We start from the raw sequence: 19183 nt of genomic DNA, 5'->3' as shown, positions 1-19183 counted from the left end.
TATACTAGAATTGTCTTTTTTTAATAAGCTTTGCGTTAAATTTTTCATAGCACTAGTATGATATACTAGAAAAGAATCAATTTTTATTACTTTTAAATAGGAGAAAAAAATGAAAAAAAACAAAAACCAAATAATAGATATCATTTTTATGTTATTTCTAAGTTTTGCTTACGTCATCCCTCTATTCATGTCTAAGGGAATCTATCATAGTGTCAATCAGGATACTTACTTTCATTTATCTCGAATCATAGGACTAGATAATGTATGGAGTTCTCCAGTAAACTTCAATAACTTCGATCATCATGGAACAATGATGAATATTTTTTATCCATGGCTTACTCTTTATCCAGCTTTTTTATTTTATAAAATGATGGGAAATCTTGTTTTAGGTTATAATATCTACTATTTTTTTATCACTTTTTTAACAATGGTCGTTTCTTATTTTTCTATGAAACAAATAAAAAACAATCGTTATATTTCGCTGTTATTTTCGATTATTTATACATTTTCCGCCTATCGTGCCATTGACATATTCCATCGTGCTTCATTGGGAGAAGCTGTCGCTTTAACATTTTTGCCTTTGATACTAATGGGGTGTTACGAAATTTATATTAGAGATTACCAAAAATGGTACTGGTTGTCTATTGGCATGACGCTAGTAGTGTATACTCATTTACTTTCTGTCGCTATGGTTTCTGTATTTATTGGAGGAACGTTGTTTCTTTCTTTTTATTTTTGGGACCAAAAAATCGCTAGACTCTTAAGTCTTTTAAAAGCTACCGCCCTCACCTTTTTTTTAAGTGCGGGATTCTTAATTCCTTTTATTCAACAATCTAGAGCACAAGAATTGAAAGTCCCACTGGGAAAAGAATTAAGTGGTATGGCTCCTAGTGATATGCTGACACATATTTTAAATAATAACTATAACAACTATACTATTGGATTATTCTTATTTCTCGGATTGATTGGTGCTTTTATTTTTATAAAAAAATTAACTGCTGATGATTTATTTATTTTCTTTCTTGGTGTATTTGTTCTTTTTTGTTCAACCAATTTATTTCCTTGGCAACTTTTTAACCATACACCAGTTAAGAGTCTACAATTTGTCTGGCGGTTAAATGGTTTTTCTTCTTTATTTATAGCCTATACGATGAGTATAGTGATCTATTATATTTTTTCTACTAAAAATAATTCATGGAAAATAATGGTCTTTACGTTTCTTGCACTAATATTGCATCTCTCAGGAGTAAGCAATTCTATCCATGCTAACAAAGATTCATTAACACTTATAGCACCTGAAGACGCTGTTGCTATAGCTGAAAATTACAATCATACTGATTATGCAAACAAAGAGTCAATCTATCATCCTGATATGATTAATAATGATCAATATTTACTAGGTAACCAGGAAATAAATCCAACAACTCATTTTATGAGTAACAAACTTACAATTGAATTAGATAATTCGAATAATAAAAATACTGTCTTGACGACACCTATTTATCGTTATAAAGGGCAAGTGGCTTCTATTAATGGCAAACTAGTACAAACAAAATTATCTAAGTTTGGCACAACTGAATTAACTATTCCTCCAGGTATAAATAAAGTCGTTATTACTTATCAGTACACAAAACTAGCAATTGCTTCAAGATATTTATCTATCGTTACTTTGATTTTATTTTTACTTTATCGATTTACTTTTTCTAAACAAAAACAACCGAGAAGAGAAGTACAACATTCTCACTAGATTTTTATTTAAGAAAGACTTTTTAGCTGTACACATAAACAGGCTAAAAAGTCTTTTTTTATATTTCTTTAATTTGCTTCATACATTATTTAACATCGATATTTATACTGTGAAACATGCGTTTCATCCATTATCAAAGTATTTTTATCGATAATAAACTTCATCCAAAAACAGACCTTGTGCAGGGACGGTTTCTCCTGCATGTTGCCGCACTTTGCTTTCAAATATTTCATCGATTGTTTCTATCGGCATGGCACCTGTGCCGATTTCTAGTAATGTCCCCATGATAATCCGCACCATTTTATATAAGAATCCGTCTCCGACAAAAGTAAAATGAAGCATTTCTCCCTTTCGTTCGATAGATAATTCATCAATCGTACGCACTGTGGATTTTTTTGATTTTTTCAATGCAGAAAAACCAATGAAATCATGTGTACCCACTAATTTTTCGCAAGCTGCATTCAGCTTGTCCATATCCAACTCTTGAGGGAAATAAAAGCTGTGGTTTCGCTCAAATGCTGAAGGAATCACGTTGTTCCAAACATAATAGCTGTATTTTTTGCCCACCGCATTATATCTTGAATGGAAGCGCTCAGGCATTTCTTCGATTCTTTTGATGACAATATCCCGCGGAAGGTAACGATTCATAAAGTCGATCATTTCTGCCAGTCCAATTTCTGTGTTTGTTTTGAAATTTGCTACTTGTCCTCGCGCATGGGTGCCAGCATCTGTTCTTCCTGATCCAATAATTTCTATCTCTTCATTTGTCATCTGATGCAATACTTTTTCAATTTTTCCTTGAATGGTTTTATCGTCATCTCCAAGTCTTTGCCATCCTGAATATCTTTTTCCGTCATATTCGATTGTCAACTTGATGTTTCTCATATTTTAGTGGCTCCTCTGTCTTCCATTTGGTCTTCTCTCTACCTTTTTAAGATTGTAGCACAAAATATAGCTCCTTGCTTCTCTAAGACAGAAGCTCTACAAGAAAATTATGGAACTATATTTCAGAAAAACAAAAAAACAGCCAACGGACGAAATGTCCGCTGACTGTTCAATTTGACGACTCAAGTTTTACTGTTTGAGATGCAAGATACTCAACCAGGCAATGGGCACATAATTAAAGAAAAAACTGATTCTTTGGCAAAATCCTATTTTATTCAGTAATGGCCAAGAATTTATAGAAGGGATTCTTGCCAGACCATAAATCGCCGCAAAAAGCAAACTGATCACAGACAGTCCAAGGTATAAGTGGCTTACGTCCAGTTGCTCATTTTTTCGATAGATCAAGAAAAGAAGAACTGGAAACAATAAAAAACCACTATAACCTAAACCTGATCCGATATTATGAACCCATGTCGAGACATTCCACGAAGATTCATGAGTATTGATACTGAACAAACCTGTAAAAATACAATCACCTATACCATAGAAACCGATAGATGCTGTAACTAAGGTAGCTAACACACGAGATATACTTGCAAATGCAGCATACAACGCAGGCAATGACAGGATGAAAAAAATCCCTGAAACCACTGACCAAATAAGAAACGCCTTTCTTACAGGACTGGAAACCTCTCCAAATACACTGATCACACTCTTCATTTGATCTAATTCAGGATAATACAATCCTAATACGTACGGAGTCAAAAAATCACTCAACACGCCTAATAGTAAAAAGAAAAAACCAAATTTACGTAAAAAATCCATGATGCGCCTCCAATAACAATTACCTATGCTTTTAATTGTTATTATAAACGACTTTATCTCGATTTAACAGGAACCTCTATTCTACAGGAACATCTATATAACTCATTAAAAATTTGAATCGTCTTAAGGTTCATCCCTAAATATCTAATGTTCAATGTTCATTTAATCCGTCTAATCGATCTTTCAATTTGATTTTTTCTCCACTTCTTTTACGCGCGCCTAATTCTCCTATTGCAGTAAACAACAGATCACTTGACGAATTTAAGGCAGTTTCCATTGAATCTTGGATAACACCGATAATAAATCCGATACCGACGATTTGCATCGCAACATCATTAGAGATACCAAACAAACTACTTGCTAGTGGAATCAATAACAGTGAACCGCCCGCAACACCTGAAGCCCCACAAGCAGCTAAAGCAGACAAAATACATAAAAGGACTTTCAAAACAAACGGTGCTTCAATCCCTAAGGAATGTACAGCCGTCAATGACATCACGGAAATGGTAATCGCAGCACCGCCCATATTGATCGTAGCACCTAATGGGATTGATATGGAATAAGACTCTTTCGTCAATTTCAATTTTTCAGCCAGCATCATGTTTATCGGAATATTTGCGGCAGAACTTCGGGTAAAGAAAGCTGGAAGCGCGCTTTCTTTCAAACAAAAGAGAATCAATGGATAGGGGTTTTCTTTAATAAACAAAAACGTGAGGAACGGGTACACAACTAATGCGACAAACAGCATCGTGCCGATCAACACAAGTAAAAGCTGCAGATACTCTGCCAATCCAGCGATTCCAGTCGTGGCAATCGATTGATAAACCAATCCTAAAATCCCTATCGGAGCGAATGCAATAATCACTTGTACGACTTGTGATAATGCTACAGATATTTGGTCCACCAATTCTTTTGTCGATTCTGAACGTGATCGAAAAGCTAGACCTAACAACACAGCCCAGAATAAGACACCAAGATAATTCGCATCAATAAGCGATTGAACAGGATTTTGTGTGACATTTGTCAACATCGTAGATAAAACACTTTCCAAATTTTGCGGTGCTTGTTCAGATACTGTTTCTTGTAAAGTAATAGGAACAGTAAAAATTGAACTTATAATCGCTGCTACAAGTGCCGAAAGCAATGTTCCTACTAAATATAAGACTAAAATAGGCTTCACAAATGTCTTATTTCCTATTTTATGTTTGGCAATTGAAGCCATCGTCAAGAAAAAAACTAAAAGAGGCGCAATTGCTTTCAAGCAACTGACAAACAACGTCCCCAATATTGAAATAAATGTCCATGTGGGGAAAAAGATACCCAACAATATTCCGACTAAAATACCAACAACAATACGTTGAACTAACGACATATCCAAAAACTTCTCTAACAAATGACCACCCTTTCACAATTTTAACAATCATTGTATCATTTTATCTAAAGAAACTAAAGGTGTAATTTTCTAAAAATTCTAACAATACAATTGGCAATTCATGCTCTTGCAACATTCAGTTTTAGTATTGGAGGGTTTATTCAATCTCTAAAGAAGTCGAGAGAAAACTATTTATCGTTATTATTAAAGTTATCCAAGTAAAACGTAATTAAGATGAAGGATGAAACTGGAAGTTTCATCCTTCATCTTAATTCTTAGACATAGCAATCAATTAATATTTTCCACTGAGTCTCTTCTTTCTCTCACTAATTTACTTACCCATAAACGATTTGATTAAAGCCATTTTTCAATTCATTATTCGCTGTCTCGTTGAAGTAAAGATAATTATCGGGATTCCCCTGATTTTGTTGTGTCACCAATACTTTGGCTGATTTTGCTGAAATCCAAATAGATAGACGTGCTTTTTCAGATATGGTTCTGTCTCTGCATCGGAATAGACGGCTGTAATTTGATAATCTGCTTGACCTGTCCCACTTTCTGACCATTCTGCAGAAGCAGGCACTCCACCAATAGCCATCTTCCACTCCCCATTCAAAATAGCTTGAGGGACTTTAAGACCATATAAGTCCACACTCATTTGATTCGTATAACTTTTGTATTGTTGCCCCATTGTTTGGCCCCATGTGGTCATAAATGCCTCTAATTGTGCGGCTTTGTCTGCATTCCACAGTGTTTGTTCAACTTGTTCGCTGCTTTCTGAAGAGGAAGATGAAGCCTCTAAAGAAGAACTTGAAGTAAATGTTTGAGTCGTTTCAGTCGTTTTGGAAGACTCTGACGAAGTAGAGGTATCTGCTGTTTCTGTACTTGTTGCAGTTGACTTGCTCTCTGTGCTAGTTGTTGTAATAGTTGCAATTGTTTCTTTTGTTGATTCTTTTCTTGGTTCATTCCCGTTGGTACAACCAGCTAACAAAAAAGCTAGGCCCATTGTTAATAAAATCCTCTTTTTCAATTAAAAAAACTCCTTTCGATTACTCCCCCACTTCTTTATTCTATCAAATAAGCAATGTGATTTTATTGATTTTTTGTATTTTCTCATCCATCTTTTAAACCATTTAAAAACTAAGAAGCACCCGCTGATGTCTTATAGACAACATCAGCGGGTGCTTCTTTTTATTTTATTTTTAAGACAAAACGTTGTGTTTTTTTCCTGTTTTTCTCACACTTTATATTTGTATTTGAAGAAACATAGACTTTTAGTCATCATCGTCTTCTTCATCCAAATCTTGTCGGAGAGTTTTTCCTTGGAGTCTTTGTACTTGGTAGATGATTTCTTTATGGAAACTTAAAAGTTCAACAAGCAATTGTTGCAAGCCATACTTTTCTTCTTTTTCAGCTAACTTGATTGCCCGTGTGATAAAGACATTTTGGAAATCGAAATCTTTTGCAAAGTTTTCTAACATTGTTGAGGCTGGTAAATATTTGTTTTGACCATGTTCGTAAATTTTTCCATAACGCATGACTTCTTCTAAAGTAGACGGAACGATTTCATTCTCAATCACTAACTCATGAGAGATTTTATTGAACCATCTCGCTTCTTGATCAGCATATTCCGAAAAAAGGGTACTTAATTCTTGCGAAGATGTACCCAAAACATACAATTGTGCTTGGATCAATTTCATTTCTTCTAATTTAAAATTTGCTAATACATGTCCCACCATGGCGCCAGCAGTTGGTTTATGATGGTCGATATCTGCTTGTTTTGTTTCTTGAGCAAATTTTTCTTCCACTATATTCATTGATTTACGCCTCTTTTACTTTTGTTGATTGGACTTCATAACCTAATTTTTCCACAACTGCAGCTAATTGTTCAGGGTGGACTTCATCTGGATCAAAGTTTGCTTTGATTTTGCTCGCATTAAACAAAACTTTCGTATTGCTTACCCCAGGCTGTTGAGAAACCGCATGTTCGATTTTTTGCATACAGCTTGGACAAGTTAGTGTATCTAATTGCATAATCATTTTTTTCATCGTAGTTCTTCCTTCCTTTTTCTTGATAGTCTTATTCTAGATTACAGCTTCCATAAAAAAATTGATTCTTATCAAGTTTTACGATTTTTTTCTTTGCTTTCGTGTCCAAAATACAATAAACGCATTGCGTTAAAGATAACGATCAAGATACTAGCTTCGTGAACGAACATCCCACTAGCCATGTAAATAAATCCGGCAAATAAGCCGATGAGTAAAAATGAGACGACACCAATGGCAATCACTACATTTTCACGGGTATTCAAAACAGTTTTCTTAGCCAAACGGTAGGCATGAACCAACGATCCAAAACTAGATTGCATCAAGACAACGTCACTCGTTTCGATAGCGACATCCGTTCCTGATCCCATAGCAATCCCGATATCAGCCGCAGCCAAAGAGGGAGAATCATTGATTCCATCTCCAATGAAAGCAACGCGCAATCCTTCTTCTTGGTATTTTTCACAAATTGAACCTTTTCATCTGGTAATAATTCAGCATGGACTTCATCAATGCCTAACATATCAGCAACATAATCGGCAGTCATCTGATTATCACCTGTCAGCATCACTAACTGTTTTGCTCCTGCTTGTTTCAACTTAGCTAATTGTTCAGCGACTTCTGGTCGAATCACATCTGACACACCAATGATTTGAGTGATTTTTTTGTCGATTGCTACAATAATGACTGAGCTGCCTGTTTGTTGTAATTGATGTAAATCTTGTACTTGCTTTGGTGTAAGAGAAAGTTTGTGAGCGGCAATCAATTTGGTGTTGCCCGCACAAACTGCATGACCATCAATCTCAGCTGTGATTCCTTGTCCCTTGATCGTCTGATTATCTTTGACTGCTAATTGTTGAAAATCAAGGACTTTCTCCTGAGCATAATGGATCACGGCGCGCCCCAGAGGATGATCGGATAACGTTTCTAATCGAGCCACTAAAGCTAAGCTGTCCCCTTCATCCTTTGTATAGTTCTTGATAGTGGATACAGCAGTAGTTCCTTTGGTCAATGTACCGGTTTTATCAAAGACAAAAGTATCGATTTTGGAAAAAGTATCCATTGCTTCACCGCCTTTGACTAAGATGCCCCGTTTCGCTCCATTACCGATTCCTGCTACATTCGAAACAGGCGCACCAATGACTAAAGCGCCAGGACAACCAAGAACCAAAACAGTGATGGCTAAACGAAAATCACGACTGATCAGACCAACAAGCAATGCCATAAGTAAAACGGTTGGAGTATAATACTGAGAAAATCGATCAATGAATTTTTCCGCATGTGATTTGGTATCTTGTGCTTCTTCTACTAATTCGATAATTTTGGCAAAGGTCGTATCATCTCCGACCTTAGTTGCTTCAATCGTCACGTAGCCATCTGCTAAAATCGTTCCAGAAAATACGTCATCTCCACTGATTTTGACGACTTGTCGTGATTCACCCGTCACTGCGGCTTCATCCGCATACCCTTTCCCGTCAATGACTCGGCCGTCCACAGGAATAGCTCCACCAGTTTTTACTAAGACGATATCGCCTTCTTCCACGTCATCGATTTCCACTTCTTCAGTCGTTCCATCTTCTTGGACAACGCTGGCAGTCGATGGGGCCATCTCGGTCAAATCCTTGATTGATTCCCGCGTTTTGGTCAATGTTTTTTGTTCCAGATAACTACCAAACAAAAACAAGAATGTAACGATAGCTGACTCCTTGTATTCTCCGATCATAAAGGCACCAAGCACAGCAATAGTAACGAGTAAATCAATTGAGATAACTTTGACTTTTACTGCCTGATACGCATAGATCATAATAGGTATGACCGCAATAATAGAAGCTATGGCTAGAGCAATGTTATAGAACAAGACAAATCCAGTAAATTTTCCGATAAAACCAAAAATAATCAACACAGCTGATAAGGCGGTGATATGATTTCGATGCTCTTGGATCCACTTTTGAAATTTCATCTTTCTCCCTCTTTTCCTTTTCGTTCTTACGAGACTAAGTATAGATACTTATCCATCATAAAAAATTGACCACTATCAAGTTTAGTCAAAAAGGTGGTTTTCTTTTGGTATACTGAATTCCTACAGTCGTTAAACGATCATATAGAAAAAGGAAGCGCCGAGACGCTTCCTTAGGTAGTTCTATTTTTTTATTCAAAGATAAGATGCTTTGTCATCTTACGACTGAAGAACAACAATCAAAAAAGGGCAGCAGCCACTCATTCACAAGAAATATCGTTTTTGATATGGGAATTGAAGCAGTGGACAAATATCTCTACTTATTAGCTGGGAATAAGATCCAAAAAAGCTTAATGGATTTCATCCAAGAATTGGAATGTACTTTCCACAAAAAATTCACTCATTCCATTCTTTTAAAACTTTTGATTCATACAGCGTGTTTAATTGAGCGTACATTGATAAACGGTCATGAACTTAAAATTATATCAGAAGATGACACAAGACCTTCTCATGAAACAATTTTTCATGTAAAAAAGGCCTTCAAAAATATTGAAACAGAATTTGGGATCACTGTTTCTTATGATGAATGTTTCTTTATCTATGATATTATCGCATCTAAATAATCTTTTTTTATGTAAATGAGTATTTTTTTAACTTATTGTTTAAGAGTGATAATATTCCATCCTAACAATTAAAGGGAGACAATTAAAAGTTTGTCCCCCTTTTTGCTGACTAAATTGTTTTCTATAAACAAATCGAATAACTGTTTCATTGAACTATCTACCTCATAACAAAGATTCATCTATAGAAAAAAACACTTAATAGATCAGCGCGCTAAAAGCTTCATATGGGAGTAAATTGTTAGTAATTTTCTTTTTGTAATTTTGGATCAAGAATTGTTTGACACGATACTTACCGATTGGAAAAGTAGTCTTTTGATCAGAAAAATTAACTACAACTAGTATTTTTTGGTTTTTTAAACTGCGTAGATATGCTAAAACATTCGGTTCCTCTGTCTCAATGACTTGATATTTTCCATAGACAATCACAGGTAATTCTTTGCGCAATTCGATCAGTTTTTGATACGTATAAAACAAGGAATTTTGAGCAGCTAATGCTGCTTCTACATTGATCTCTTCTGTATTCCCCACTGGCAACCAAGGAGTTCCTTCTGTAAATCCACCATTTTTGTGATTGTTCCATTGCATCGGAGGGCGAGCATTATCTCGCCCCTTCGAGTTGATTGATTGGATCAACTCTTCCTTCGAATAGCCTTTTTTTTATACGTTCTGCATACATTCTTTGGCTTTCAATATCATCTACCTCATCAATATTCTTTACTGGATAATTGATCATGCCGATCTCTTCTCCTTGATAGATATAAGGTGTACCTTGCATAAAATGGAGGTATATCGCTAGCATTTTTCCACTGATTGTTCGATATTCTTGATCGTCCCCCCAGCGAGAAATGATTCGTGGGAGATCATGATTATTCCAAAATAAAGAATTCCAATCACAACCATCTAATTCAATCTGCCATTTAGAAAAAGTCCGATGTAATTCCTGTGGATCTAAATCCTTTAGATCCCATTTTCGTTTGCCATTCTGTTTGTCTAGATTAATATGCTCGAATTGAAAGACCATTGATAATTCTTTGCGTTCTTCTTTTGAATACAGCTGCGCAATCTTGGGCGTTGCCCCCCAAGTCTCTCCCACTGTCACTACATCATAATGACCAAATGTTTTTTGGTACATTTCTTGCAATAAATCATGTAAAAGAGGACCATTTTTAGTAATAGATTGTTCCGGCTGCTTTTTCGAATGCAAGTGCAGATAATATTGATTCACTTCGGGCACATAGGTCCATGCTGAACCGCCGAAGTTCGACTCTAATCCATTCGGTTCTTTACGCCAAACATAATAGTCGTGATAGGGACTGGTAACACTTTTTTTGCCGATTGAAACCATGGATGTCTGTCTGACGTATGATTGATAACAAGATCCATGATGACTCTTATTCCCCTTTGTCGTGCTTCTTTTATCAGTAAATCCATATCTGCCATCGTTCCATATTCTGCGCCTATTTTTCTGTAGTCACTGATATCATAGCCATTATCATCATTAGGTGATTCATAAACCGGGCTTAACCATATCGCATTGATTCCCAGTTTTTATAGATAATCTAACCTTGAAAGAATACCAGGAATATCTCCAATGCCATCTCCATTTGTATCTTGAAAACTTCGAGGATAGATTTGATAGATTACTGCATTTTTCCACCATTTATTTTTCATCTGTTTCACTCACTATCAGAATATCTTCACCACTTTTGACCGTGTTTTTTTCAAGAATTTTTACATTAGCATATGCAGAGGAATTAGTGACAATTTCCATAATTGTATCGTCGTACCCTTCTTCTTTAAGCAATTTACGATCAAATGTACCGAGAATATCCCCTTTTTTCACTAATTCACCATATTGTCGCTGTGTCGTGAATCCGGCCCCTTTTAGATTCACTGTATCAATACCGATATGGATCAGTACTTCCGCTCCTTTCTCTGTTTTCAAGCCATATGCATGTTTAGATTCGTGGACAACTGTCAATATACCATCTGCTGGAGCATGGACTACCCCGTCATCTGGTTTGACTGCTATACCTCTTCCCATCATTTCAGTGGAAAAAACTGGATCTTTTACCTTCGTTAAAGGGAGAATCTTCCCGCTGACTGATGCAGCTAAAACTTCATCTTGCGGTTTCCTAGTCGTTTTAGGAGCTGAACTGATTGACTCAGCTGCTTCTGTTCCTTTTGATTCACCATCTGCTAGAAGTTCCATATGTTTTTTTCCATAGAAGTAAGTGCTTAAAAAACCGATCATTATACTGATAACAATTCCGATCATGAATGAAGGAATCGAACGAGGTGCAATGGAAATAAAACCAATGATGCTTGCCGGTCCCATCGCAACTGCTAATACGTGGAACAAGCCGATAAAGAATGAAGCAATTCCTGCAGCAATCATTCCACAAATAAACGGAAATTTCAGTTTCAAATTCACACCGAATATCGCTGGCTCAGTAATCCCCAACATAGCGGAAACACCTGCAGTGGTAGCTAGACTCTTTTGCTTTTTATTTTTTGTCAGCAGCATAATCGCCAAAGCAGCCGCTCCTTGCGCTACATTTGCCATTGAGGCAACTGGAAAGATAAAAGAGCCACCCGTTCTGGCAACATCTGCTAGTAAAGTAGTCTCGATTGCTGGAAAGCTTTGATGTAATCCGGTAATGACTATCGGCGAATAGAAGAGACCAAAGACACCTAAGCCGAAAGCTCCAGTAGTACTGTATAACCAGCTTAATCCATCAGCTAAGCCGTCTCCGACAGTACGCATCACCGGCCCTACTACTGTAAAAGTTAAAAAACCAGTAATAATAATAGCTAGCATTGGAGTAAATGTGTAGTCGAAAGCATTAGCCAACCGTTTATGGAAGAATTTTTCTAAAGTAGCTAAAATCCAAGAAACTGCAAGGACTGGAAGAACAGATCCTTGATAACCGGCTTGTGCCACATTCATTCCAAAAATATTCCAATAAGGCATCGATCCTTCTGCAATAGCATTCGTCACACTGTATCCATTCACTAAATCCGGCATGACCATCGCCATCCCCATTGCTGCTCCAAGATACGGATTGCCTCCAAAACGTCGAGTTGCTGAAAAACCTACCAAAATCGGCAAAAAAGCAAACGGCGCTGAAGCAAGTAAATTAATGATGCCAGCAAAATCTTTCACTGATGGATACAACTCAACCACTGACTGAGGACCAAACAAATCCTGTGCCGTCAAAACATTATTCAGAGCCATCAACAGTCCACCCGCAACCAATGCAGGGACAATCGGAACGAAGATATCTGACAACACCTTGATAAAGGACATGACAGGATTATTCTTCTTATTCGATGCTACCGCTTTCAAAACGTCAGTTGAAGCTTCCTTTACGCCGGTGATCTTAACGAATTCATCATATACGTTATTCACATCACCTGCTCCGATAATGATCTGAAATTGATCATTTGCTTCAAAAGTTCCTTTCACACTTTCATTATCATCCAGAGCCTTCTGGTCTACTTTGTCTGAATCTTTTAAGACAAGCCGTAAACGTGTTGCACAATGAGCAGCTGCTTGTACATTGTCTTCTCCAAGCGCTTTGCTGATTTCTTCAGCTACTTTTTTGTAATCCATTTCATTTCCTCCTAATCCAAAATTATTGAAGCAGTAACTATAAATTTTTCTTAAGCACAATATGCCATGATTTAAAACAATTGTCAATCGATTATCAAATCTTAAATAAAATAATTTTTTATATATAAAAAATAGCATTTATAAGCTACTTTATTTTGATATTCGTTTGACATTTCATCAGGAAAAATATATTATAACGTCAAGAATACGTTTACAAGGAGTTTGTCATGAAACTTAAAGAAAATTGGTCACGAACGGATCGTTATCGTCCATATAAAGAATGGTCTGAAGAACATTTGCATTCCTTAGAGAAAAAAATCAATTCTTCCCATTGGCGCTTAGGCTACCATATACAACCAGTTACTGGTTTATTGAACGATCCGAATGGTTTTTCCTATTTCGACGGGAAATGGCAGCTATTTTATCAAGCATATCCGATGGGGTCTGTTCATGGTCTGAAATCTTGGTACCATCTCTCCTCAGTTAATCTGATAGATTGGAAAAACGATGGCCTCAAACTGATTCCGGATAATTCATTTGACAGTCACGGTGTGTACTCAGGTTCAGCTTTGCCGATTGATAATCAACTGTTCCTTGCATATACCGGAAATGTGCGTGATTCGAATTGGGGACGTCATTCCTTCCAGTTAGGGGCATGGATGGACAAAAATGGTAATATCACTAAGATACCGACTCCTTTGATCAGCTCCCCACCTCCGGGATATACACAAGAAATCCGTGATCCTCAGCTGATTGCTTATGATGACGGTTACTTGCTCATTGTCGGAGCACAAACTGAACAAAAACAAGGAAGTATCCTAACTTATTACAGTAAAGATCTTCAAAATTGGCAGTTTTTAGGAACTTTGGGTTTTACAGAGGAAGAAATGGGTTTTATGATCGAGTGTCCAAATCTATTATTTGTGAACGGCAAAGCACTACTGGTCTTCTGCCCACAAGGTTTATCTCACGAGATCCACTCATACAGTAATATTTACCCGAATACTTACGTGATCGGTCAAACATTTGATTTTGAAAAAAATGAGCTTTCCGACCCTACTCACATAAAAAATATAGATGAAGGATTTGACATTTACGCGACGCATTGTTTCAGTGATGAAAATGGACGAACCTTGGCAATCAGTTGGATTGGGTTGCCTGAAATCAGCTATCCAACTGACGAAGAAGGATGGGCACACTGCTTGAGCATCGTAAAAGAACTTACTATTGAAAAAGAGCAGCTCTATCAACGACCGGTGAAAGAAACAGCGCAGTTGCGAAAAGGAAAACCTTATCACTTTAGCGGTTTGGAAACCACTATTGACGCGGAAATAAATCAATATGAACTCCAGTTAGAATTCGATTACTCACAGAAAGGTACTATTTTATTGTTTGCAGATGAACAACAAAAACACGGTTTAACACTATCCTTTGATACGATACATGGTAAAATGAGTATGGATCGCAGCCATGCCGGCAAATCTTTCGCTGAAAATTTTGGAACTGTACGTGAATTCTCAATTGAAAAGAAACCGCTGAAATTACAAATATTTGTTGATTGTTCCGTTGTAGAGGTGTTTGTAAATGATGGACAGCAAACAGCGACTGCCCGTGTCTTTCCGACAGATGATCAAACGGGCTTGTATATAAAAAGTGACAGGGAATTTAAAGGGAAATTATGGCATCTGCGGAATATGAACAAATAAAGGATGAAGAAAATGGCTGTTAAATTGACAGATGTGGCAAAAAAAGCAGGAGTCTCTCCTACTACTGTCTCGAGAGTGATAAATAATTATGGTTCTTTAAGTCAAAAAACAATCGATAAAGTGAATCAAGCAATGAAAGAACTCAATTATCAGCCGAATTCGTTAGCCCGTTCACTTCAAGGAAAAAACACTCAATTGATCGGCTTGATTTTCCCAACAGTTGCTAATCCGTTTTTTGGCGAATTAGTCGAACAGTTGGAAAGTAAATTATTTGATTTAGGCTATCGTTCGATCTTATGTGACAGTGCTAATAATAAAGAAAAAGAACGAAATTATCTCAACATGTTAGCAGCAAATAAAGTGGACGGCATCATCGCCGGCGCTCATAATCTCGGGATACAGGAGTACGAAAATATTGAGTTGCCAATCGTCTCTTTTGACCGCTATCTGGCAGACGGAACACCAATCGTCAGCAGTGATAATTTCCGAGGCGGTTATCTCGCGACAGAAAATCTCTATCTAAAAGGAGCTCGTAAAATCGCTATTTTGACGGGCTCGCAAGAATCCAACTCCCCCACAAATGACCGAATGAACGGCTATTTGAAATTTATGGATGAGCAGCAGCTAGAACCACAGATTTTTCAATTCCATTCAACTGCTCGTTCCACTGCTTTAAAAAATTTAGAAATTAAACGGATTTTGCAAAATGAAGAGATTGACAGTATTTTTTGCACAGATGATCTTACAGCTGTATTGGCATACAATCTGTGTCAAGAGCTCGATATCCGCATCCCTGAGCAATTGAAAATCATTGGATATGACGGAACAAAATTTATCCAGAATTATTTTCCGCATCTGTCTACTATCGCTCAACCAATAACGGATATTGCCGACATCCTTGTAGACTTGCTACTGCAAAGAATCCAAGATGCTGAAAAACCACTGGAATCACATTACGTTTTACCAGTAAAGCTGATTCAAGGTAAAACGACTTAACTGCAAAGGAGCAAATGTTTTATGTTATATGGAGCAATTGAAGCTGGCGGAACAAAATTTGTCTGCGCAGTAGGTACGAAAGATTTAGAAGTAATTGAAAGAATACAAATCCCTACAACCACGCCGATAGAAACGATGAATAACGTTATTGATTTCTTCAAAAAACACCAAGAACAACTGGCAGCGATTGGAATAGGTTCTTTTGGACCGATTGATATTCATCCCAATTCAGCAACATACGGATATATCACCTCTACGCCAAAAAAAGCTTGGCAGAATTTTGATTTTATCGGTTATTTAAATAAAAATTTAAAAGAACTACCGATTGTCTTTACCACCGATGTCAATGCAGCTGCTTACGGAGAATATGTCGCGGGGAATGGAAAAGGGCGTTCCACTATTGTTTACTACACGATTGGAACAGGTATTGGTGGCGGTGCCTTGCAAAATGGCATTTTTGTAGAAGGTTTCAGCCACCCTGAAATGGGACATATGCTTGTGCGCCGACACCCTGTGGATACCTTTAAAGGTGTTTGTCCTTATCATAGCGATTGCCTGGAAGGAATGGCTTCTGGACCTGCAATCGAACAAAGAACAGGCATGAAAGGTCAAGAGTTGTCTGCCGCTGATCCTTCTTGGGAATTAGAAGCTTATTACATCGCTCAATGTGTCTATAACACAACTCTTCTATTTTCACCTGATGTCATCATCTTTGGCGGAGGTGTAATGAAACAAGCACATCTGAGAGAACGAGTCCAAGAAGCTTTGGTTGGTTTGATGAATCACTATGTAGACTACCCAGCATTCGAAAACTATGTATTACCTCCAAAATTAGGAGATGATGCTGGAATCATTGGGTGTTTAGCTTTAGCATTAGAAAAATCAGAAAAAGATATCTTCTAATAAAATAAGCACGTTGTCACAACAATCTCATCAATAAAAAGACGAAGAATCCACTTGACGCGATTTCTTCGTCTTTTTATTTACTATTAACTTATGTTCTCCAATCGGCCTTTCAACCCGGTATCCTCACCTATTTTTCTTGCCCTTAACTCTCTGTTTCCTGTACTTAACAGAGTAGAGGTGTCGTGGAATTCTTTTGTTAACTTCAAATTATGATCTTCTACAAGTTCCTACAATCTAATCTTGGTTGTTTTTTTATTCAACTTGCAACGCTAGCAAGTTCCAGTTGTTTATCTTTTCCAATTAATTTTTGTGATATTTAAACTTCGCCCTGACAGCTTTTCAAAATATAGAAAAGAACACATCCTTATGTCTATTATGCAACAGCTCAATTTATTTAATGTATGTTAATGATTTTGTGGAATGTCTCCTTGGACATGCTATTTCTACTATTTAATGATCAATCACTTGACCTACTAGTAAGTAGAGAGCATGTCCGAACACATTACAAAAATATCATCACTTATGATACGGAGCTGCGTATCATGAGTGAATGATATTAGGAAAACTTCATAAAATAAATCTTTTATACATTTCCACTTCTAGATGGTCATTCATGTTAGAAGAATCAAACTATTTTTTTACTGTCGTAATAATATTAAAACACTAGAACAAATCAATTAAATTCCATAAAATATAAATAATAGACCTAGCATCATCTGGTATAAAATGGATGCTAGGTCCGTTATATTTACTCAAAATTGATTCTACGAATAGATCTTCTTATCATTTCTATTTTAGTAGTCATGCGTTGTTGTTCTTCTAAAGGTGGTAATGGTATAAGTAGTTTAGATAAATTTGTACCATTTACATTTGGTTGCCCAGTTCCGTAAGAAATTTTTTCTAATAACTTCCAATATAATGGCGAGTCTAAGAAGCAGTCTACGTATTCTGATAATAATTTCTCAACTAACCTAATTCGAATCAAGTAAGAAGCAAAAACAGATTCCTCACTTATTTCCTTAACCAAGAAACTTTTTCCCATAGTTCCTCCTGTCCTTGCTATCAAAATGTCATTTTCTTCCAATCTTAAATCAACTAGTTTAGAATTACTAATATCACAGTAAGGCACACTGGACCAATTTACACGTCCCTCTTGTATATCTGTGATTCTCAAAAACTTAACATTGCCTTGTTTTTTCGCCGAATCTGTATAGCCATATTGAATCTTAGTAGAAATACTTCCTAAATAAACCCATAGTCGAACATCGCTAGATGATTTTTCTTGTCGTTCTTCATGAACAACAGTGATCATCTTGAGTTGTCCGACTATTTTTTAGTTGCAGCAATCTTTTTGGGACGCTTATTTGCATGAAGCAACGTTGCTAAGTCTAGTAATAAAACATTGGCTAACACAGGATTGGCTTTCTCGCGATACGCTGCGGCGCCACTTTCAAACAATACTGCTAGACGATCTTCTACAACAACGATTTGTTCCAAATACGGTGGAAATTTGATTCGTTTTAGGATCCGGCTAGGAGAGTCCCGCTCGGACACTAAGAGTTCCGAGGTATAAGGACCATAAGAACGACTGGCTAAGAGATAATGGCCATAAAAAGCCACACCTTGAATCTTATCAGATGTTTTTCTGCTCATTGTCACGGTTGGTTGGATTTTGTCTTTGCGGCGAATTGCTGTTTTCATTTCAGCTATCGTCGGCAATAGATAGAAAGTCAACTGTCCTTCACCTTTTAGTGTGAAGTTGCCAGATACCAGTTGATCATTGTTTTGAGTCAAATACGATGCTTGTGGAATCTCTGAGAGATCAGTTGTCAGCCAATAAGCGATTGGCTGTCCCGTCTCTTCAGATGTATCTGCTAAGATATCGATCAAACGTAAAGCGGCTACTCGTCCAGTAGCAGATCCTGTGATTGTCAACCATAAAAGTTCCCGTTTTGTATCATATACTAAGCCCCCTACATGTGGCCGTTTAGGTAAAATCAGCAGTTTGATCGGCTGTCCTGTTTCTCTATCCAGTACATGAATAATAGAATGATGCTGATGGTCATAGCAGTAGGCAGAAATAAACACAAAATCTTGAGAAAAAGCCAACCCTTGCGGCGTCATCCATTGACAAACCTCATTTTCGCCGGTTTCCGGCACCACCATTCTTGTTTCTGTTAATCCAGGAATGTTATATTGTTTTGCTTCAGCCTTTTCCCAAGCTGCTTGAACAATAGGATACCGTTTTAACTTTTTTTCAATATCCTGATGTATCCGTTGCTGCTTCCAATGCTTAAACTTTAGGACATAGTAAACAAGGAGGCCAATGACCAGCAACACTAAAATCATTATTGCTACCCGCTGTGTCATTTTTTTGCCTCCTTGTTCTATTCGATCAATCGTACATATACCGCTATTAATTACCGTAACTACATGTTTCTTTTACTAGCGTTTCTTTTACTAGCGTTTCTTTATAGGATCTTTCATAATCTCATTTATAGTAA

Annotated in this window: 13 protein-coding genes and 3 pseudogenes; 5 read left to right on the top strand and 11 right to left on the bottom strand. The window is 36.9% G+C overall.

The window, feature by feature from the left end; genetic code table 11:
* The first annotated feature begins 109 nt into the window (after nucleotides 1-109).
* Nucleotides 110-1747 (top strand): membrane protein, encoded by a 1638-nt coding sequence (locus tag FTX43_RS06130; RefSeq protein WP_002297448.1) that lies wholly within the window; start codon nucleotides 110-112, stop codon nucleotides 1745-1747.
* Between the two features lie 144 nt (nucleotides 1748-1891).
* Here the strand turns inward: FTX43_RS06130 and truA are convergent, their stop codons facing one another.
* The 7 genes and pseudogenes from truA to FTX43_RS06095 all read right to left on the bottom strand — a co-directional run bounded on the left by truA (nucleotide 1892) and on the right by FTX43_RS06095 (nucleotide 8598).
* Nucleotides 1892-2632, bottom strand: a complete 741-nt coding sequence (truA, locus tag FTX43_RS06125) for a tRNA pseudouridine(38-40) synthase TruA (protein WP_002294728.1) — start codon at nucleotides 2630-2632, stop codon at nucleotides 1892-1894.
* Nucleotides 2633-2821: 189 nt separating this feature from the next.
* Complete coding sequence (locus FTX43_RS06120; protein ID WP_047929418.1) at nucleotides 2822-3457, bottom strand: DUF998 domain-containing protein; 636 nt, start codon at nucleotides 3455-3457, stop codon at nucleotides 2822-2824.
* Nucleotides 3458-3608: 151 nt separating this feature from the next.
* Nucleotides 3609-4829, bottom strand: coding sequence for a serine/threonine transporter SstT (gene sstT / locus FTX43_RS06115; RefSeq protein ID WP_261801560.1), 1221 nt, complete (start codon nucleotides 4827-4829; stop codon nucleotides 3609-3611).
* Nucleotides 4830-5164: 335 nt separating this feature from the next.
* A pseudogene (locus tag FTX43_RS15505) lies at nucleotides 5165-5541 on the bottom strand (DUF4767 domain-containing protein).
* Between the two features lie 562 nt (nucleotides 5542-6103).
* Nucleotides 6104-6646 (bottom strand): ferritin-like domain-containing protein, encoded by a 543-nt coding sequence (locus FTX43_RS06105; RefSeq protein WP_147606858.1) that lies wholly within the window; start codon nucleotides 6644-6646, stop codon nucleotides 6104-6106.
* 4 nt (nucleotides 6647-6650) lie between these two features.
* The gene (locus FTX43_RS06100; protein WP_002310613.1) at nucleotides 6651-6878 is read right to left on the bottom strand and encodes a heavy-metal-associated domain-containing protein; all 228 of its coding nucleotides are present in this window, start codon (nucleotides 6876-6878) and stop codon (nucleotides 6651-6653) included.
* Nucleotides 6879-6949: 71 nt separating this feature from the next.
* A pseudogene (locus tag FTX43_RS06095) lies at nucleotides 6950-8598 on the bottom strand (heavy metal translocating P-type ATPase).
* 440 nt (nucleotides 8599-9038) lie between these two features.
* Here FTX43_RS06095 and FTX43_RS06090 point away from each other — a divergent pair.
* Nucleotides 9039-9455 (top strand): PRD domain-containing protein, encoded by a 417-nt coding sequence (locus FTX43_RS06090; RefSeq protein WP_002310610.1) that lies wholly within the window; start codon nucleotides 9039-9041, stop codon nucleotides 9453-9455.
* A 195-nt stretch (nucleotides 9456-9650) separates the two neighbouring features.
* Here the strand turns inward: FTX43_RS06090 and FTX43_RS15165 are convergent.
* Together FTX43_RS15165 and FTX43_RS06080 are read right to left on the bottom strand one after the other, a co-directional pair.
* Nucleotides 9651-11126: pseudogene (locus tag FTX43_RS15165) on the bottom strand (alpha-glucosidase).
* A complete protein-coding gene (locus FTX43_RS06080; protein ID WP_002335153.1) occupies nucleotides 11116-13071 on the bottom strand; it encodes a sucrose-specific PTS transporter subunit IIBC in 1956 nt (651 codons plus the stop codon). The pseudogene FTX43_RS15165 and the gene FTX43_RS06080 overlap by 11 nt, the downstream one beginning before the upstream one ends.
* Nucleotides 13072-13298: 227 nt before the next feature.
* Here FTX43_RS06080 and FTX43_RS06075 point away from each other — a divergent pair, with 227 nt between their 5' ends.
* Genes FTX43_RS06075 through FTX43_RS06065 form a run of 3 tightly spaced genes read left to right on the top strand, consistent with a single transcriptional unit; the run spans nucleotide 13299 to nucleotide 16676 of the window.
* Entirely contained in the window at nucleotides 13299-14777 is a 1479-nt protein-coding gene (locus FTX43_RS06075; RefSeq protein ID WP_002344646.1) for a sucrose-6-phosphate hydrolase, read from the top strand.
* Between the two features lie 12 nt (nucleotides 14778-14789).
* Nucleotides 14790-15773: a LacI family DNA-binding transcriptional regulator gene (locus FTX43_RS06070; protein ID WP_002310605.1), complete on the top strand. Its 984-nt coding sequence runs from the start codon at nucleotides 14790-14792 to the stop codon at nucleotides 15771-15773.
* A 21-nt stretch (nucleotides 15774-15794) separates the two neighbouring features.
* Entirely contained in the window at nucleotides 15795-16676 is an 882-nt protein-coding gene (locus tag FTX43_RS06065; RefSeq protein WP_147606857.1) for an ROK family protein, read from the top strand.
* A 751-nt stretch (nucleotides 16677-17427) separates the two neighbouring features.
* Here the strand turns inward: FTX43_RS06065 and FTX43_RS06060 are convergent.
* Nucleotides 17428-17991 (bottom strand): restriction endonuclease subunit S, encoded by a 564-nt coding sequence (locus tag FTX43_RS06060; RefSeq protein WP_002308020.1) that lies wholly within the window; start codon nucleotides 17989-17991, stop codon nucleotides 17428-17430.
* A 14-nt stretch (nucleotides 17992-18005) separates the two neighbouring features.
* A complete protein-coding gene (locus FTX43_RS06055; protein WP_002292292.1) occupies nucleotides 18006-19049 on the bottom strand; it encodes a hypothetical protein in 1044 nt (347 codons plus the stop codon).
* Between the last annotated feature and the right edge of the window lie 134 nt (nucleotides 19050-19183).

Origin of the sequence: Enterococcus sp. DA9, assembly GCF_008000875.1 — a bacterium.
Lineage (GTDB): Bacteria > Bacillota > Bacilli > Lactobacillales > Enterococcaceae > Enterococcus_B > Enterococcus_B lactis.
Note: the sequence above shows the minus strand (reverse complement) of the source record. Positions and strands in the feature narration are given on the sequence as shown.

What these genes read in the sequence shown, in the direction of transcription:
- FTX43_RS06130 (WP_002297448.1), top strand. Translation starts at nt 110, where the DNA reads ATGAAAAAAAACAAAAACCAAATAATAGATATCATTTTTATGTTATTT.
- truA (WP_002294728.1), bottom strand. Translation starts at nt 2,632, where the DNA reads ATGAGAAACATCAAGTTGACAATCGAATATGACGGAAAAAGATATTCA.
- FTX43_RS06120 (WP_047929418.1), bottom strand. Translation starts at nt 3,457, where the DNA reads ATGGATTTTTTACGTAAATTTGGTTTTTTCTTTTTACTATTAGGCGTG.
- sstT (WP_261801560.1), bottom strand. Translation starts at nt 4,829, where the DNA reads ATGTCGTTAGTTCAACGTATTGTTGTTGGTATTTTAGTCGGAATATTG.
- FTX43_RS06105 (WP_147606858.1), bottom strand. Translation starts at nt 6,646, where the DNA reads ATGAATATAGTGGAAGAAAAATTTGCTCAAGAAACAAAACAAGCAGAT.
- FTX43_RS06100 (WP_002310613.1), bottom strand. Translation starts at nt 6,878, where the DNA reads ATGAAAAAAATGATTATGCAATTAGATACACTAACTTGTCCAAGCTGT.
- FTX43_RS06090 (WP_002310610.1), top strand. Translation starts at nt 9,039, where the DNA reads ATGCTTTGTCATCTTACGACTGAAGAACAACAATCAAAAAAGGGCAGC.
- FTX43_RS06080 (WP_002335153.1), bottom strand. Translation starts at nt 13,071, where the DNA reads ATGGATTACAAAAAAGTAGCTGAAGAAATCAGCAAAGCGCTTGGAGAA.
- FTX43_RS06075 (WP_002344646.1), top strand. Translation starts at nt 13,299, where the DNA reads ATGAAACTTAAAGAAAATTGGTCACGAACGGATCGTTATCGTCCATAT.
- FTX43_RS06070 (WP_002310605.1), top strand. Translation starts at nt 14,790, where the DNA reads ATGGCTGTTAAATTGACAGATGTGGCAAAAAAAGCAGGAGTCTCTCCT.
- FTX43_RS06065 (WP_147606857.1), top strand. Translation starts at nt 15,795, where the DNA reads ATGTTATATGGAGCAATTGAAGCTGGCGGAACAAAATTTGTCTGCGCA.
- FTX43_RS06060 (WP_002308020.1), bottom strand. Translation starts at nt 17,991, where the DNA reads ATGATCACTGTTGTTCATGAAGAACGACAAGAAAAATCATCTAGCGAT.
- FTX43_RS06055 (WP_002292292.1), bottom strand. Translation starts at nt 19,049, where the DNA reads ATGACACAGCGGGTAGCAATAATGATTTTAGTGTTGCTGGTCATTGGC.